Origin of the sequence: Alcaligenes sp. PF14 (genome assembly GCF_037150615.1) — a bacterium.
Lineage (GTDB): Bacteria > Pseudomonadota > Gammaproteobacteria > Burkholderiales > Burkholderiaceae_B > Alcaligenes > Alcaligenes phenolicus.
The window spans coordinates 592325-608132 of sequence record NZ_JBAGRS010000001.1; the positions used below are offsets into that span (position 1 = coordinate 592325).

Annotated in this window: 13 protein-coding genes; 11 read left to right on the top strand and 2 right to left on the bottom strand. The window is 56.9% G+C overall.

Annotated elements, in window-relative coordinates; translation table 11 throughout:
* The first annotated feature begins 112 nt into the window (after nucleotides 1–112).
* From WFM49_RS02715 to WFM49_RS02755, 9 genes are all read left to right on the top strand, one after another.
* On the top strand, nucleotides 113–2074 hold the full coding sequence (locus WFM49_RS02715; protein ID WP_031231877.1) for a DNA topoisomerase IV subunit B: 1962 nt from the start codon (nucleotides 113–115) through the stop codon (nucleotides 2072–2074).
* Between the two features lie 20 nt (nucleotides 2075–2094).
* Nucleotides 2095–4404 carry a DNA topoisomerase IV subunit A gene (gene parC / locus WFM49_RS02720; RefSeq protein WP_336971530.1) on the top strand — a complete coding sequence of 770 codons (2310 nt, stop codon included), beginning with the start codon at nucleotides 2095–2097 and terminating at the stop codon, nucleotides 4402–4404.
* A gap of 61 nt (nucleotides 4405–4465) precedes the next feature.
* Nucleotides 4466–5500: a CDP-6-deoxy-delta-3,4-glucoseen reductase gene (locus WFM49_RS02725; RefSeq protein ID WP_009455928.1), complete on the top strand. Its 1035-nt coding sequence runs from the start codon at nucleotides 4466–4468 to the stop codon at nucleotides 5498–5500.
* A 37-nt stretch (nucleotides 5501–5537) separates the two neighbouring features.
* A complete protein-coding gene (locus tag WFM49_RS02730; protein WP_021446472.1) occupies nucleotides 5538–6791 on the top strand; it encodes a D-amino acid dehydrogenase in 1254 nt (417 codons plus the stop codon).
* Between the two features lie 7 nt (nucleotides 6792–6798).
* Entirely contained in the window at nucleotides 6799–8112 is a 1314-nt protein-coding gene (locus WFM49_RS02735) for an extracellular solute-binding protein (protein ID WP_250755858.1), read from the top strand.
* Nucleotides 8113–8215: 103 nt separating this feature from the next.
* On the top strand, nucleotides 8216–9205 hold the full coding sequence (locus tag WFM49_RS02740) for a TcpQ domain-containing protein (protein WP_254499028.1): 990 nt from the start codon (nucleotides 8216–8218) through the stop codon (nucleotides 9203–9205).
* Nucleotides 9202–9813, top strand: coding sequence for a hypothetical protein (locus WFM49_RS02745; protein ID WP_254499029.1), 612 nt, complete (start codon nucleotides 9202–9204; stop codon nucleotides 9811–9813). The genes WFM49_RS02740 and WFM49_RS02745 overlap by 4 nt, the downstream gene beginning before the upstream one ends.
* A 488-nt stretch (nucleotides 9814–10301) precedes the next feature.
* Nucleotides 10302–11300 (top strand): hypothetical protein, encoded by a 999-nt coding sequence (locus tag WFM49_RS02750; RefSeq protein ID WP_336971537.1) that lies wholly within the window; start codon nucleotides 10302–10304, stop codon nucleotides 11298–11300.
* Nucleotides 11266–11781 (top strand): hypothetical protein, encoded by a 516-nt coding sequence (locus tag WFM49_RS02755; protein WP_336971539.1) that lies wholly within the window; start codon nucleotides 11266–11268, stop codon nucleotides 11779–11781. The genes WFM49_RS02750 and WFM49_RS02755 overlap by 35 nt, the downstream gene beginning before the upstream one ends.
* Before the next feature lie 225 nt (nucleotides 11782–12006).
* Here WFM49_RS02755 and WFM49_RS02760 read toward each other — a convergent pair whose 3' ends face one another.
* Together WFM49_RS02760 and uraH are read right to left on the bottom strand one after the other, a co-directional pair.
* Nucleotides 12007–13239: a urate hydroxylase PuuD gene (locus WFM49_RS02760; protein ID WP_009455921.1), complete on the bottom strand. Its 1233-nt coding sequence runs from the start codon at nucleotides 13237–13239 to the stop codon at nucleotides 12007–12009.
* A 58-nt stretch (nucleotides 13240–13297) separates the two neighbouring features.
* A complete protein-coding gene (uraH, locus tag WFM49_RS02765; RefSeq protein WP_009455919.1) occupies nucleotides 13298–13651 on the bottom strand; it encodes a hydroxyisourate hydrolase in 354 nt (117 codons plus the stop codon).
* Nucleotides 13652–13934: 283 nt separating this feature from the next.
* On the opposite strand from uraH, the gene WFM49_RS02770 reads away from it, so the two are divergent.
* Nucleotides 13935–14612 (top strand): GntR family transcriptional regulator, encoded by a 678-nt coding sequence (locus WFM49_RS02770; protein WP_238441771.1) that lies wholly within the window; start codon nucleotides 13935–13937, stop codon nucleotides 14610–14612.
* 11 nt (nucleotides 14613–14623) lie between these two features.
* A complete protein-coding gene (puuE, locus tag WFM49_RS02775; RefSeq protein ID WP_021446474.1) occupies nucleotides 14624–15556 on the top strand; it encodes an allantoinase PuuE in 933 nt (310 codons plus the stop codon).
* Nucleotides 15557–15808 lie beyond the last annotated feature (252 nt).

The window sequence follows — 15808 nt, forward strand, 5'->3', positions numbered from 1 at the left end:
TCTGGTTGATAATGTGCATTCGCTGCGCAACGCGCGCCAATAAAGCGTTTCCCCACTGGCGCCTAACCACTCGTAAAATAGCGTTTTTCTGTACGATCTACCGGGAATCAAGTTGTCTACTACACGTTACGACGAATCTTCTATACGGGTGCTCAAGGGGCTGGAACCGGTCCGTCAGCGCCCGGCCATGTATACCCGCACGGATAATCCCCTGCACATTGTGCAGGAGGTCATCGATAACGCGGCCGACGAAGCCCTGGCTGGTTTTGCCCGCACACTGACTGTCACCTTGCTGGAAGACGGCGGCATACAGGTTGAGGATGACGGGCGCGGTATTCCTGTTGGCTTGCACCCTGAAGAAAATGCGCCGGTGGTGGAACTGGTGTTCACGCGACTGCATGCCGGGGGCAAGTTCGACAAGCTCAATGGCGGTGCCTACGCCTTTTCCGGCGGTTTGCACGGGGTGGGTGTGTCGGTGACCAACGCCTTGTCTCGTCGCCTGGAAGTGCTGGTCTGGCGCGATGGCCAGGCCAACGAGATTGTGTTTGCCGACGGGGAGCTGGAGCAGCCCCTGACCCAAACGGGCACGGTGGCCAAGCGCAAGACGGGTACCCGTGTGCGGGTCTGGCCCGATGCCAAATATTTTGATTCCGCCCAGATTCCCCTGGCCCAACTGACTCATATCCTGCATAGCAAGGCCGTCCTGCTGGAAGGCGTGACGGTGGAACTGGTGCAGCAAAAAACCGGCCAGCGCCAGCAGTGGCGCTACGAGGACGGTTTGCGCGGCTACCTGCAGGAGGAAATGGAAGGGGTGGAGCTGCTGGTTCCCCTGTTTGAGGGCCGCCAGTACGCCCCACAAGATGACGATAATTTCTCCGCCGGCGAAGGTGCGCACTGGGTGGTGGCCTGGGCGCTGGACTCCAATATTGTGCGTGAGTCCTATGTCAACCTGATCCCAACCCCAGCGGGGGGAACACACGAATCGGGCTTGCGCGATGGCTTGTATCAAGCCGTGCGCAGTTTTGCCGAACTGCATAGCCTGATTCCCAAAGGCGTCAAGCTGCAGGCCGAGGACGTATTTGCCCGTGCCAGCTTCGTGCTCTCGGCCAAAGTGCTGGACCCGCAATTCCAGGGGCAGATCAAGGAAAAGCTCAATAGCCGTGACGCCGTGCGTCTGGTCAGTGGCTATGTCCGCAATGCGCTGGAACTGCATCTGCATGCCAATGTGGATCAGGGTCGCAAATTGGCTGAAGTGGCGGTGCGTCAGGCTCAGGCCCGTACCCGTTCGGCGCAGAAAGTGGAGAAACGCAAGAGTTCGGGCGTTGCCGTGTTGCCCGGCAAGCTGACGGATTGCGAGTCGCACGATCTGGAAAGTTCGGAACTATTTCTGGTCGAGGGTGACTCGGCTGGCGGTTCGGCCAAGATGGGCCGTGACAAGGAATTTCAGGCTATCTTGCCCCTGCGCGGCAAGGTTTTGAACGCTTGGGAGGTCGATAAGGACCGCTTGTTCGCTAACCAGGAAATTCACGATATTTCCGTGGCGATCGGCGTGGACCCGCACGACGCCCAGTCCGAGCCGGATCTGTCCGGTTTGCGTTATGGCCGTATCTGTATCCTGTCTGATGCGGACGTGGACGGCTCGCACATTCAGGTGCTGTTGTTGACGCTGTTCTTCCGTCATTTCCCCAAACTGATCGAGGCGGGCCACGTGTATGTGGCGCGTCCCCCCTTGTTCCGTGTAGACGTGCCTGCCGCTGGCAAACGCCCGGCCCGCAAGATCTACTGTCTGGATCAGGGGGAGCTGGACGCCATTCTGGAAAAACTGCGCAACGAAGGCATACGCAACGAGTCCTGGAGCATCAGCCGTTTTAAGGGTCTGGGTGAAATGAGTGCGGAGCAGCTGTGGGATACCACCATGAATCCGGACACCCGCCGTTTGCTGCCTGTGCATTGGGGCGAGGATGGCCTGAGCGATACACAAGCCATGTTCACCATGCTGATGGGCAAGGGTGAGGCCTCGGCCCGCCGAGCCTGGTTGGAAGAAAAAGGCAATTTGGCCGATCTGGACGTCTGAGCCCGACTTAAGAGTTATTTATGGATAGCAATCAATTGGATTTTGAACCGGCGGGATCGGACGATAGCATCACGCTGGCGACTTACGCGGAACAGGCTTATCTGGATTACGCGGTTTCAGTGGTACGTGGACGTGCCTTGCCCGACCTGACCGATGGCCAGAAACCGGTGCAGCGCCGCATTTTGTACGCGATGGATGCCATGGGTCTGGGTCCGACGGCCAAGCCTGTGAAATCGGCCCGTGTGGTGGGGGATGTGCTGGGTAAATATCACCCGCACGGTGACCAGGCCGCCTATGACGCCATGGTGCGTATGGCACAGGATTTTGTGCTGCGTTATCCGCTGGTAGACGGGCAGGGTAACTTTGGCTCGCGCGACGGTGACAATGCCGCCGCCATGCGTTACACGGAAGCACGTCTGACACCGTTCTCGCGTCTGCTGCTGGACGAGCTGGACGAAGGCACAGTGGACTTCATCCCCAACTACGATGGCAGCCAGAAAGAGCCGGTGACTTTGCCTGCACGCCTGCCCATCATGCTGCTTAACGGCGCATCGGGGATTGCCGTCGGGATGGCGACAGAGATACCTTCCCACAACCTGCGTGAAGTCGCCCAAGCCTGCGTCAGCCTGTTGCGCAACCCGAATTTGAGCGATCAGGACATACACGAGATCGTTCCCGGCCCGGACTTTGCGGGTGGTGGTCAGATTATTTCCGCCGCAGACGATATTGCGGCGGTGTACGCCCAAGGCCGTGGTTCCATCAAGGCTCGTGCCCGTTGGGTATTCGAGGAAATGGCCCGTGGCCAATGGCAATTGGTCGTCACAGAATTGCCGCCCGGCAGCTCCTCCCAGCAGATTCTGGAAGAGATTGAAGAGCGCACCAATCCCAAGGTCAAGGCTGGCAAGAAATCGCTGAGCACCGAGCAGCAGCAAACCAAAGCCTTGATGCTGAACATGCTTGATGCCGTGCGTGACGAGTCGGGCAAGCAGGCTGCGGTTCGCCTGGTCTTTGAACCCAAATCCCGCGCGATTGACCGGGACGAGTTCGTGACCACCTTGCTGGCGCAGACCAGCCTGGAGCGCAATGTTTCCATCAACCTGGTGTGTATTGATACGGATGGCCGTCCCGGTCAGCGTTCCTTGCGTCAGGTCTTGCTGAACTGGCTGGAATTCCGCCGTCACACGATGGAGCGTCGTACTCGCTACCGTCTGGATAAGGTCACCGACCGTATTCATGTGCTGCAAGGGCGCATGGTGGTGTACCTGAATGTGGACGAAGTCATCCAAACTATCCGCGAATCCGACGAGCCGCGTGCCGCCCTGATGGAGCGCTTTGATCTGAGCGAACGTCAGGCCGACGATATTCTGGAAATGCGCTTGCGTCAGTTGGCACGTCTGGAAGGCTTCAAGATCGAGAAAGAGCTGAAAGAGCGTCTGGACGAGCAGGAGTCTTTGCAAAAGCTGCTGGACGATCCCAAAGCCTTGAAACGTCTGATGATTCGTGAGATTGAAGCAGACGTTAAAACCTATGGTGATGACCGTCGTACCCTGATTGAAGCGGCCGAGCGCGCTGTGCTGGAAACCAAGGTGGTTGACGAGCCGGTTACCGTGATTGTGTCGCGCAAAGGCTGGCTGCGTTCACGCCAGGGCCATGGCCATGACGCCTCGCAGTTCAGCTTCAAGACCGGCGATGGCTTGCGCGATGCGCTGGAGTGTCGCAGTACCACGGACCTGGTCGCCATCGGCACCGATGGCCGGGTCTATACTGTTCCGGTCTCCAGTTTGCCTTCAGCGCGTGGCGATGGTCAGCCCATTACCTCCATGATTGAAGTCAGCCCCAGTGCGCCCATTGAGCATATTCTGGGGGCGCCTTGGGACCAGAACTACTTGCTGGCTGCCTGCGACGGCTACGGTTTTGTGGCTTCTCAGGGCGATATGAATACACGGCAGAAAGCGGGCAAGCAGTTTGTCACCGTCGAGGATGGCAAAAAGCTGCTCAAGCCCTTGGCCTTGCGCCCGGATGATCAGTACGTGGGCCTGCTCAGCGAGCAGGGACGTTTCCTGGTGGTGGACATCAAGGAGTTGAAAGTGCTGTCCAAAGGGGGGCGTGGCACGGTGCTGATCAAACTGAACGAGGGCGATACGCTCAGTCAATGGGTTGCCTTTGGTGAGGCGGGTCTGGCCGTCAGCGGAGTGAACCGCAAGCGTCTGTCGACCATTGTGATGGATCTGGACATGCTGGCCAATTATCTGGGCAAGCGGGCAGGCAAGGGCAAGGCCCTGTCGCTCAAATTGAACGACCCTGTGCTGCATCGGCCTGAAGAGTCCTGAATTTATATAGCCGCCGGAGGCTGGCCCTCCGCCTGATCGATTTCTTTTTTGAGTGTTGGATATGAGTTTCAAAGTCACGGTTCAGCCCAGCGGGCACAGTTTTGACGTACAGCCCGGACAGTCTGTGCTGGATGGCGCGCTGAATGCAGGCATTGTCTTGCCCTATAGCTGCCGCAATGGCACCTGTTCGTCTTGCCGTGGCAAGGTTATTGAAGGTGAATACGATGCAGGCCGTGCGCCCGAGCAATTGCTGAGCGAAGAGGATCGCGCTGCAGGCTACACCCTGTTTTGTCAGGCCAAGCCCAGCAGCGACATGTTGATCGAATCGCACGAAATTCGCATGGCGACTGATATCCAGATTCGTAAAATGCCGTCGCGCGTGGTGGGTCTGGAAAAAGTACGTGATGATGTGATGGTGGTGCGTCTGCAAATGCCATCGTCCGAGCCATTCCGATACTACCCCGGCCAATATTTGGAATTCATCCTGAAAGACGGCAGCCGTCGTAGCTATTCCATGGCGACGCCACCACGGGAAGACAATCAGGTGGAATTGCATATCCGTCACATGCCCGGTGGTGTGTTTACCGACCACGTGTTCGGTGCCGGTGCTACGGCCATGAAAGAGCGCGAGATTCTGCGCGTGGAAGCACCTTTGGGTTCTTTCTTCCTGCGCGAAGATAGCGCGGCTCCTATGGTTTTCCTGGCCAGCGGTACAGGTTTTGCTCCGATCAAGGCCTTGATCGAGCGCCTGATTCAAACCGGCAGCCAGCGCGAAGTCGCCCTGTACTGGGGCGGGCGTCGACCCAAGGATCTGTACCAGTCCGAACTGGCCGAGAAATGGGCCAGTGAACTGCCTAACTTGCGTTTCATTCCGGTGATTTCCGACGCTCAGCCTGAAGATGGCTGGACAGGTCGTACGGGCTTTGTGCATCAGGCGGTACTGGCTGATTTGCCGGATTTGTCGGCCTGGCAGGTGTACGCCTGTGGCGCGCCGGGTATGGTTGAAGCAGCCCGCAAGGACTTTGTGGAGCAGGCTCAACTGAATCCGGACAATTATTTTGCAGATGCCTTTACGTCGCTGGCAGACGTCAAGTAAGCGTCTTGATCAATAGCTCAACAAGCGGACAGTACACATGAAAGTAGCAGTTCTGGGCAGCGGCATTATTGGGGTATCAACTGCCTGGTGGCTCAGCCAGCAAGGTTGTGAGGTGGTGGTCGTGGATCGGGGAACCGGTCCCGCGCAGGAAACCTCGCGTGCCAATGGCGGGCAAATCTCGGTCTCGTATGCCGAGCCCTGGGCCAACCCGAAAATGCCGCTCAAACTGCTGAAATGGTTGTTGCAGGACGATGCTCCCTTGTTGTTCCGTCCGCGTCTGGACCTGCGCCAGTGGCGCTGGTGCCTGTCTTTCTTGCGAGAGTGCCTGCCGGGGCGGGTTGCGCCCAATGTGCGCGCGCTGGTGGCCATGGCGGAATACAGCCGCAGCACGCTCAAGCAATTGCGTCCCAGCCTGGATTTTGATTATCGCCATCAGGAAAAAGGCATCATTACGTTTTACCGGGATGCCCAAAGCCTGGACGACTCCCAGCAAATGGCCGACGTCATGCGAGATATGGGAGTGGACCGCCGCATCATGAGCGTGGACGAACTGGTGCAGCTGGAGCCTGCCCTGGCATCAGCGCGCGGCCAGATCGTGGGTGGCGACTACACCAAAGACGATGAGTCGGGCGATGCCAATCAATTCACCTGCGGTTTGGCGGCCATGGCCAGGCGAGCCGGAGTGGAGTTTCGCTTTTCTACTCAAATCACCCGTTTGCTGACGGCCAAGGGCCGAGTGGTGGGGGTCGAGGTTATAGGCGCGGATGGTGCGTACGACTCCATACAGGCAGACGCCTTCGTGGTGGCCATGGGCAGTTTCAGCCCTACCGTCCTGCAGCCGCTGGGAATTTCCTGCCCCGTTTATCCGGCCAAAGGCTATTCGGCCACCTTCCCGGTGCTGGTCCCCGAGGGCGCGCCTACTGTCAGCCTGACAGATAAAGATCACAAACTGGTTTTTTCCCGCCTGGGCGATAGCCTGCGGGTTGCTGGAACGGCCGAATTGTCGGGCTATACGCGTAGCTTGAACCCCGCCCGCTGTCAGGCTTTGTTAACGCATGTGGCTGATCTGTTCCCAAGCGCATTGGATTTTGATAATGTTCATTTCTGGTCAGGACTGCGTCCTGCCACAGCATCAAATGTCCCACTGATAGGCCGATCCTCCATTCCCAACCTGTACCTGAATACCGGGCATGGCACCTTGGGGTGGACCATGGGCATAGGCTCTGGCCGAGCCTTGGCGGACCTGGTCATGGGGCACAAACCCGAACCTGAATTTCCTTTTTTATCTTGAAGGATGTATGAAAAATCTACGCGGATTACTGTTGAAACGTGGTGTTATGGCTTTGGCGATGGCAGCGGGTGGCTCAGCCGCTTTGCTGTTCGGGTCGACCGCCCTGGCAGCCGTTGATATTCAGGTCTGGACCGCTTTGAACTCGCACAATCAGGACGAGTTCGAACGCTTGGTTCGGGATTTCAATCGTAGCCAGAGCGACGTCAAGGTGTCGGTCAAGGCGCATGACACAGAGGCCTCTTTGGAGCAGGTCATGCAAGCGGGCAAGGATTTGCCCAATCTGGTGCAGTTAGGCGAGATGTCCGGCCTGGACGAGGTCGCCGATCGCCCCTACATCATGCCCATGCACACCTTGCTGGCCCGTGAGAAAATGGACAATGTGTCCTGGTTCCTGGCCTCGAATTCCTTTGTGCGCAATGGCCGTGGCCAATTGCAAGGCTTCCCCTACATGGCCGAAATTCCGGTCATGTACTACAACCTGGAGGCGTTTGATAAAGCCAAGATCGAGCCCCCCGTGCCCAGCCGCGTCTGGTTGGACTTGCAAGCTCAATTGGTTGATCTGGCCAATAAAGGCTCGCGCCGTTGTCCTTTGACCTCCGACCAGTCTGTCTCCATCAACCTGGAAAACCTTGCAGCGGTTAATAACCAGATTTACGGTCTGGCACCCGGCCCTAAGGTTAAAGGCAAAGTGGGCTTTGATTTTGACGTGATGTATATCCGTCACCTGTCCATGATGATCAGTTGGGTGAAGTCCGAGCTGATGGTCAAACCCGGCACCTTGCCTGAGTCGCCCCAGCGTTTTGCCAAGGGTGAATGTGCAGTCATGTTCTCCAACTCCGGCCATATCGGTGAGTACAGCGACACGCGCGGCCTGAAGTACGCTGTGACTGGTCTGCCTTACTACCCTGAAGTCACCCAAACCCCCGGCAAGCCTTTTGTGACCGGCTCGGCGCTGTGGGCGGTGAAAGGCCATAACGCTGAACAGAACCAGGCCTCGGCCCGCTTCATCAGCTGGTTGGCCCAGCCAGAGAATGCCGCTCGCTGGTATCAGAAAACAGGCTTTTTGCCTGTAAGCCGTGAAGCCTTTAACGCGACGGGTAGCGACTACTACAAGGACAAGGGCGACTGGATGCACCTGGTGGGCGCCTACAGCAGCGGTACATCGGGTACAGCCAAGGGCAACTTCCGTAACTACCGCCAGATTCGCGCCGTGTTCAACCAGAGCCTGGAAAGCGCGCTGGACGGTCAGCAACCTGCCATGACGGCCTTGCGTACCGCCGCCACGGAAGCCAACCGACTGGTGGCTCAGAAAGGACGCTGATTTATCTGTGCGTACAAGCCGATCTAGCGGCTTGAGCGAGCATCCTTGAAGATAAACCCCATGCCCTTGACGGGACATGGGGTTTTTTCTTTGGGTGCTCGCAATGCGTTTTCTTGTCCGTTTCTGCGTCTTGCTGATGTGTGGCCTGGGGTTGTCTGCCTGTCAGACCAGTCAGGGGCCTGATGGCCTGTTGGCTGATCCGGGAACACGCGTCTTTAACTTCGATTGGCGCCTGTCTGGCGACCCTCAAGTCGGCCCTATGCAGGTGTTTGATAACGGCAGGCGTATCTGGCTGCATTTTGCACCGGAGCAGATGCTGCCAGCGGTGTTGGGGCGCAGGAATGGACAGGAAACGCTGCTGTCTTTGAAGCCCTTGGGGCAGTTTCAAGTGATTGAAGGCCTGTGGACGGAGTTGATATTTCGGGCCGGACGAGCACAGGCGCAGGCTAGTTTCGGGCGCAAGAGTGCCCATGCTGAGGGTGCTGCAACACTTGGCGTAGAGGCATCGGATGCCTTGCCACAGGACCGTAGTCAACAGAAGGATCAGCAGCAAGCCCGAGCCAGTCTCTCCCAGCGTAGTGATTCTTCGCCAAGCCATTTCCCCCTAAGTCGTTCCGATATCCGCTCTTCCGAGCAAAGTAGTCTGTTTTCTGGAAAGCCCGCGCCAGATTGGATGGCGGCTCAAGTGAAGGAGGGCGAGTCTGCCCTTGGGAATGTGTTGCAGACACAAGCCTTTCAAGCCCGTTCAGAGTTGCTGCCAGTCTCAGCTCCTGGTGTGGATGCACAGTCCATTGCAGAGCCTGTTTTTGAACTGCGAATCAAGGATAGAACCTTGAGGCAGGCATTAGTCCGATGGGCTAAGCAAGCGCAATGGGTTTTTGCACCTGAGCATTGGACTTTGGAGGTTGATTTCCCTATCAAGGCGGCGGCTCGCTTTGAGGGGGACTTTGAGACTGCTGTGGCTCAGTTGTTGGCGGCTGCCCAACTGAATGCTCATCCTTTGCAGGCCTGTTTTTACTCAAATCAGGTGCTCAGGATTCTGGCTTGGCCGCAAGCCTGTGATCCCAGTGCTTCGCCCGAGGGACAGTCATGAATTATCTCTGTCTCTTGCTTTTGCCGCTGATAGCGGCTTGCAGCTTGCAAACAGCAGGGCAGCATGTTGATCAGGCTCAGGCTCAGGCTCAGGCATGGCTGGATGATGCCGTGGTGTTGGATGGCAATAGTCCATCCTCCGTGGCACATGCACAGTCTGTCGACAAGCCCTGGTTGCTGGGGGCGGCCGTGCCTTTACGAAAACAGGCTGCCTTGCCAGCGGCATTGCGCTCCAGACAAACCTTCAGTTTTTCTTTGGAAGCGCCTTTGCCCGATCTGGATGAGCTGGCGCGTCGTTTGTCTTTATTGTCTGATCTGAGCGTTTTCATTAGCCCGCAGGCTCGTTTGCCTTTAACGCATTTCCCGCCACGAACCGCTGGGCAGGAGGGGCCGGAATCGACTCGGCAGGGAGGTCTGATTTTTGAACAACTACGTTTGTCAGCCTTGTTGGATCAGATTGCAGCGGTATATGGCCTGAAGTGGCGGTATCAGGCAGGCCGTATTGAGTTGTATCGCGATGAGAGTTCTCTGGCTTTGGGGCAGCAGTCTGGATTGCGACAAGTAGACGGGTCAGGGACAGGGGGCTTAATTGGTCGAGGTGTGAAATGAGTTCTGTCTTGCCTGAGCGGGAGTACTGGTTTGGGTTGCAGTGGGTGGATGCCAGGGACGGTATGCGGCGGACTCAAAATCGTCGAATGAAGAGATCGTATTGGACTTGCTTGATGGGAGTGAAAGGGGGGCTGAGAGAACAGGCACGTAAGCAAACGGAAAGGCAAATAGAAGAACTACAACAAGTACAGGAAAAGACTGATGAGGATGTAGCAGGACAAAGAGCAGGGCAAACAGCAGGACGAACAGCAGGACGAACAGCAGGGCAGGCAATGGCTTGGGTTCCAAGTTGTTGGCTGAACAGCCGGAGGACCCAATCTGTCTTGCGCTTGGCCCAGAATGGGCCTTCAAGAGCCAGACTAACGCGAGTTCAGGCTTATTCTGCGGCTGCCTGTATGGCTGCCCACCACCCTCAGGACGCAGTTTTTCTTTTATGGACGGTGGCTCCTGGCCGTTTGTGGTTTCTGGTGCTTGAACATGGTCAGGTGATGGAAGGTAGCGATTGCCTCCTGGCTCAGATCGGGCAAGTGCAGACCTTGCGGCGGGCCATGCAGGCGCGTTATCCCTCTATACGTGAACTGCGGCAACCTGCTGATTTATGGGTCTGTCTGGAACAGGGCAGAAGACCGCAGGGCCGTATGCTGCGCCAGCCTGTCAGGCGTGTTGGTGGGTGTGAAAAGATCCCGCTTCGTCTGGCGGTTCTTTCTTTGCTGGTGTTGGCTACGCTTGGAAGCGTGTTCTCCCTTGATCTTCGGGCTCGCTTGGCTGCCATGGCGTCTGATTGGGAGCAAAGTCCATCACAGGAAGAGCATGGTTTGACGAGTATTCAATCTGTGTTGGGCTTGATTGAGGAGCTTCCTGCTCAGGGGGCAGACTGGCAATTGCAGCAGGTGGATTGTCGCCGTCAGGCCGGCCTGTGGGAGTGCAGGGCACATTACGGGTTTGAGGATGTGCAAAGTTTTAGTGCGGCCATGAATAGCCAGATTCGTGAGCCGAATGTGCTGGAGTTCACCGGCTTGGGGCAGGGGGCTTTGAGTATCCGGCGCGGGTATCAGACATGGATTCCTCAGCTCTTGGAAACGAAAGATCATACGCGAATGCCAACTGCGGCATCTCCAGGTTTGCATGCCAAGCTGGCGGCCCTGCAGCCTGCTTTTATGCGCTTGTCATTGAGCCCTGCTCAGTGGGTTGAATCCTCCGCCGAAAATGAGCAAACAAGGGCAGGCGTGTGGCGCCGTTCCTGGCTCAGCCAATCGCCTCTGCGCTCGGTGTACTTACTGGCGGCCCAGCTTCCTGAACTGCACTGGGAGCGTATGAGCTTGTCATTGAATTCGCGGTCTTACCCCTCGCTGCTGGGCAGCGCTTTTATCGTGGAGCTGGAAGGCTATGTTTATGAATCTGCGCAGCGGGATCTGGCTGATCAGGATCTGGCCGATTACATGCAGACCCCTTTTGAGCATTCTGTTTGGTCTGACGCTGATGTTTAGTGCACCGGCATGGGCGATGGAAACCATGGCGACGATAGTAAGGGAGATGCTGTTGCTGGAAGCCGAACAGGCGAGGCAGAACATGTCGTCCTGCTTGAGGACACCACAGGAGCAAGAGGGGGCGAGTCAGCCTGATGTGGCCAAGAGCAACTCCAGTAAGCCCACCCCTGGATTGAAGCTGAAAGCGATCTATGGAAAAGACACCCAGTTGCTAGCCGAAGTGCAGCATGAGCAGCGTCTGCTCTTGTTTCAGCAAGGACAGCTTTGGCCGATAGGGCGTGAGCGAGATAGGTCCATGCGCCTCTTGGCTTTGAGTAGTCGCTGTATTGAGCTTGAAATCAGGCAAACCCAGGCTCAAGCTGCGCAACCGCAACCGCAACCGCAACCGCAACCGCAACCGCAACCGCAACCGCAACCGCAACCGCAACCGCAACCTGAACTGCAATCCATCAAACTATGTTTGCCTTCCAGGCAGGGTTAAGTGTGACAGGACTTCTGCGATCCGCAGGAGTCCAGGCCTACTGCTTTCCAGGTTTCAAGCCTGATTGTTCTTGAATCAGCAAGGCCGTGGGTTCGTGCAGCAGCAGACCAGACAGGCGGCTTCATAGGCCCGAAGCAAGAAAAAACCCCGACATGATTTTCATCATATCGGGGTTGGAAGTTACTACGGAGCTTGTCGCTCGTCAGGCTTGAGCCTTGTTCTGCATTAGTCGCGGGTACCGCTCCAAGCGGCAATGGCGGCACGCTCTTCGTCGGTCATTTGCGTCATATTGCCCAAGGGCATGTACTTGGAGTGCACCACGGTCTTGACCTGTTCGGCGTGCAGTACCGTGTTGTCGATGGTATCGAGCAACATGCCGGCAGGGGCAGCCGTAAAGCCGAAGTCGGCATTGGGCTTGACCGCGTGACACTGAACACATCGTGCGTCCATGATTTCCTGGACACGGGCAACACTGATTGTTTCCGCACCGTTGGCAGCTTCAGGTGCACTGGCAACTTCACCCTTCAAGCTGGCAGGAGCCGCCAGGTAACCCACGATCAGCAGCAGCACAACACCGGCAGCCGGGTAGGCAGGCTTTTTGATGCCAGCGTGCATCAGCACGAAGTATTGACGGATCAGGGCACCGGCAAAGATGAACAGCACCATGATGATCCACGCATTGGGGTTGTTATACGTGAACGAGTAGTGGTTGCTCAGCATCAGCAGCAGGACAGGCAGCGTGAAGTAGGTATTGTGTACCGAACGCTGTTTGCCGCGTTTGCCATCCAGAGGGTTGGGCGCCTGACCGGCTTTCAGTGCCTTGACCATGCGGCGCTGGCCGGGAATGATCCAGAAGAACACGTTGGCCGACATGCTGGTGGCCATGACAGCACCCGTCAGCAAGAACGCAGCACGACCCGAGAAGATGTGGGCGCTCAGGTAAGCCACGACCACCATCATGATGGCTACTGCCACGCTCAGCAGGCCGTCGCGGTTCATGTTGGGGCTGATCAGGCGGCACAGGCCGTTATAGACCACCCAGCCCAGTACCAGGAAGGCAATGGCCATGACGTTGGCCTGAGTGCCTGTCATTTGGGCCGCCCATTCCCAGGGACTGTTGGGGTTGACCAGATAGAACTCGGGCTTGGTCAGGTAGAGCAGGGCGAACAGGAAGAAGCCGGACAACCAGGTGGTGTAGGACTTCCAGAAAGACCAGTGCAGGTCATCAGGCAGTTCAGCCGGGTTGGTCAGGTATTTCTGGTTGTGATAGAAGCCGCCGCCGTGGACAGCCCACATCTCGCCAAACACACCGCGTTTCTTGCTTTCTTCGCCTTTGGGCGGTTTCAGGCCATTGTCCAGCATCACAAAGTAGATGGACTCGCCGATCCAGGCGACAGCCGCAATCACGTGCAACCAGCGCAACAGCAGGTTGCCGTACTCAAGTAGGTAAGCGTACATAAAGATCTCGTATCAGAGTGGTTTCGTATAGAAGCGAAAAGTCGACTTGGATACGCGATCAGCTGCCGCGATAGGTAGACCAGGACCAGGGGGTCACGACCAGAGGTACGTGGTAATTGGCATTGGCATCAGCGATACCAAAGCGAATGCCGACCTGATCCACAAAGCGTGGCTCGGGCAGAGCCACACCGCTGGCGGCAAAGTAGTCACCTGCATGGAACACCAGTTCAAAAACGCCCGTGTGCATGGCCTCGCCTTGCAGCAGGGGCTCATCACAGCGACCGTCGCTGTTGGTGTGAGTGGTTTTGATCAGAGTGCGTTGATCGTTTTCGATGGAATAAAGATCGACGCGCACGCCGCTGGCTGGGCGTCCTTGAGTCGTGTCAAGGACATGGGTTGATAGCTTTCCCATAAATGTCTCCGGTTTATGGTGATCAAAAAAGGTCCAGCGAGCCCAGTTTTGAGAACCGGCCGGGGGCCAACGGTGCAAGGATCAGTGCGCTGGGTTGAGGCCCCGAAACTGTCGCTCTGTTTGAGGAATCAGATTGTCGACAATTTATGTTGACGATTTTGTCGGGGTACCGAATAATTGTCAATAGTCAATAACGAGAAATTCTATGCTTCAGATACGGCGGCAAGAGGGGATGAGCAGTGAATCCCAAGCGCCCAGCGCCTCCTCGCTGCTAGAGGGAGGCATGGCAGATACTGAGGTCGGGCGTGTTTATAGCCAGATCTTTGATGCGGTCGTTGACCGTCGTCTTTTGCCTGGAACCAAACTGACGGAAGCCACGCTGTGCACGATTTTCGAGTGCTCGCGGGCGACCGTTCGTGCGGCGCTGGCTGCCCTCGAACACGACAAGATTGTGGTTATCGAGCCCAATCGTGGCGCTTTTATCTGGAAGCCGACGGCCAAGCAGACACGGGATGTGTTTGAACTGCGACGAGACCTGGAAGCGCTGATTCTGAAAAAACTGATCAGCTACCCGGATCTGCCGGAGCGTTTGGCTGGCCTGTATGAAATGGTGGAACGTGAACAGCACGCTTTTGAACACGGCGACCGCATCAGCTGGTTGCGCCTGTCAAACGCGTTTCACGTGATGCTGGCGCGCTGCGCTGGCAACGATGAGTTGACCGAGCTGATGCACACCTTGTGCGCCCGCACCACGCTCATCATTGCCTATCACGACACACCGGGCGAACAGGCTTGCTCGTTTTACGAGCACAAAGAGATTTTGGACAAGCTTAGTCAGGGCGACGCCGACGGCGCGCATCTGGCTATGCATCATCACTTAAGTGATTGTGAACATCGCATGAGCGAAGCGGGTGATGGCAGTGCTGCTGATCCTTGGCTGGCCCTCAGCGTAAAACGCTAAACGGAGACGGTATGTCCTTGAGTAAGTACCCTCGTGACCTGGTTGGTTACGGTAAAAACGTGCCTCATGCACAATGGCCTGATCGGGCGCGCATTGCGGTGCAGTTTGTCTTGAACTATGAAGAAGGCGGCGAGAACTGCGTTTTGCACGGTGATCCGGGCTCTGAACAGTTTCTGTCCGAAATCATTGGTGCGGCGGCTTACCCGGACCGCCACCTGTCCATGGAATCCATTTACGAATACGGCTCGCGTGCCGGTGTCTGGCGGATTCTGAAAGAGTTTGAGAAACGCGGTTTGCCCATGACCATTTTCGGTGTGGGTATGGCGTTGGAGCGTCACCCCGAGCTGGCACAGGAATTCGTGCGCCTGGGGCATGAGATCGCTTGCCATGGCTACCGCTGGATTCACTACCAGAACGTGTCCGAAGAGGTGGAGCGCGAGCATATGCGCCAGTGCGTAAAAGTACTGACGGACCTGCTGGGCCATCACCCTGAAGGCTGGTACACCGGCCGTGACAGCCCCAACACCTTGCGTCTGGTGGCAGAAGAAGGCCAGTTTCTGTACAGCTCCGATTACTATGGTGATGATCTGCCGTTCTGGACCGAGGTTCAACTCAGTGACAATACGGTCAAGCCGCAATTGATCGTGCCTTACACCCTGGATAGCAATGACATGCGCTTTGCGGCTCCTCAGGGCTTTAACACCGGCGATCATTTCTTCTCCTACCTGAAAGACGCGTTTGACGTGCTCTACGAAGAAGGTGAAGAAGCCCCCAAGATGTTGTCCATCGGTTTGCATTGCCGTCTGATTGGCCGTCCTGGCCGCTTCCGTGCCTTGCAGCGCTTCCTGGATTACGTGCAATCGCACGAGCGTGTCTGGGTTTGCCGTCGTGTGGATATTGCCCGTCATTGGGCCGAGCATCATCCCTATCAGCCCAAGGCCTGATCGAGGCAGGGCCTGGGTTCATGCCTCCTGGCCCGTCAGGACGACATCCTGAATATGAGCAGGGTGCCTTCACATTCCGACTCGCCAGGGTCGGAATTGTTGTTTCTGCCCGCTGAAAACAGTACTATTTGACGCTTACGCAGCCGCTCGTACAGGGAGTGTGGCGTCCTGGCTTCTCACTGCTTTGCCGGGGCGGCAGGTGTTGTGCCAGCGCAGCGCGCGCATGGGCTGCAAGGCTGATCGTCTTATAAT

Coding starts and splice junctions, on each gene's coding strand:
- WFM49_RS02730 (WP_021446472.1), top strand. CDS start 5,538: ATGAAAGTAGCAGTTCTGGGCAGCGGCATTATTGGGGTATCAACTGCC.
- WFM49_RS02745 (WP_254499029.1), top strand. CDS start 9,202: ATGAATTATCTCTGTCTCTTGCTTTTGCCGCTGATAGCGGCTTGCAGC.
- WFM49_RS02750 (WP_336971537.1), top strand. CDS start 10,302: ATGGAAGGTAGCGATTGCCTCCTGGCTCAGATCGGGCAAGTGCAGACC.
- WFM49_RS02740 (WP_254499028.1), top strand. CDS start 8,216: ATGCGTTTTCTTGTCCGTTTCTGCGTCTTGCTGATGTGTGGCCTGGGG.
- WFM49_RS02735 (WP_250755858.1), top strand. CDS start 6,799: ATGAAAAATCTACGCGGATTACTGTTGAAACGTGGTGTTATGGCTTTG.
- WFM49_RS02725 (WP_009455928.1), top strand. CDS start 4,466: ATGAGTTTCAAAGTCACGGTTCAGCCCAGCGGGCACAGTTTTGACGTA.
- uraH (WP_009455919.1), bottom strand. CDS start 13,651: ATGGGAAAGCTATCAACCCATGTCCTTGACACGACTCAAGGACGCCCA.
- WFM49_RS02760 (WP_009455921.1), bottom strand. CDS start 13,239: ATGTACGCTTACCTACTTGAGTACGGCAACCTGCTGTTGCGCTGGTTG.
- parC (WP_336971530.1), top strand. CDS start 2,095: ATGGATAGCAATCAATTGGATTTTGAACCGGCGGGATCGGACGATAGC.
- WFM49_RS02770 (WP_238441771.1), top strand. CDS start 13,935: ATGGCAGATACTGAGGTCGGGCGTGTTTATAGCCAGATCTTTGATGCG.
- puuE (WP_021446474.1), top strand. CDS start 14,624: ATGTCCTTGAGTAAGTACCCTCGTGACCTGGTTGGTTACGGTAAAAAC.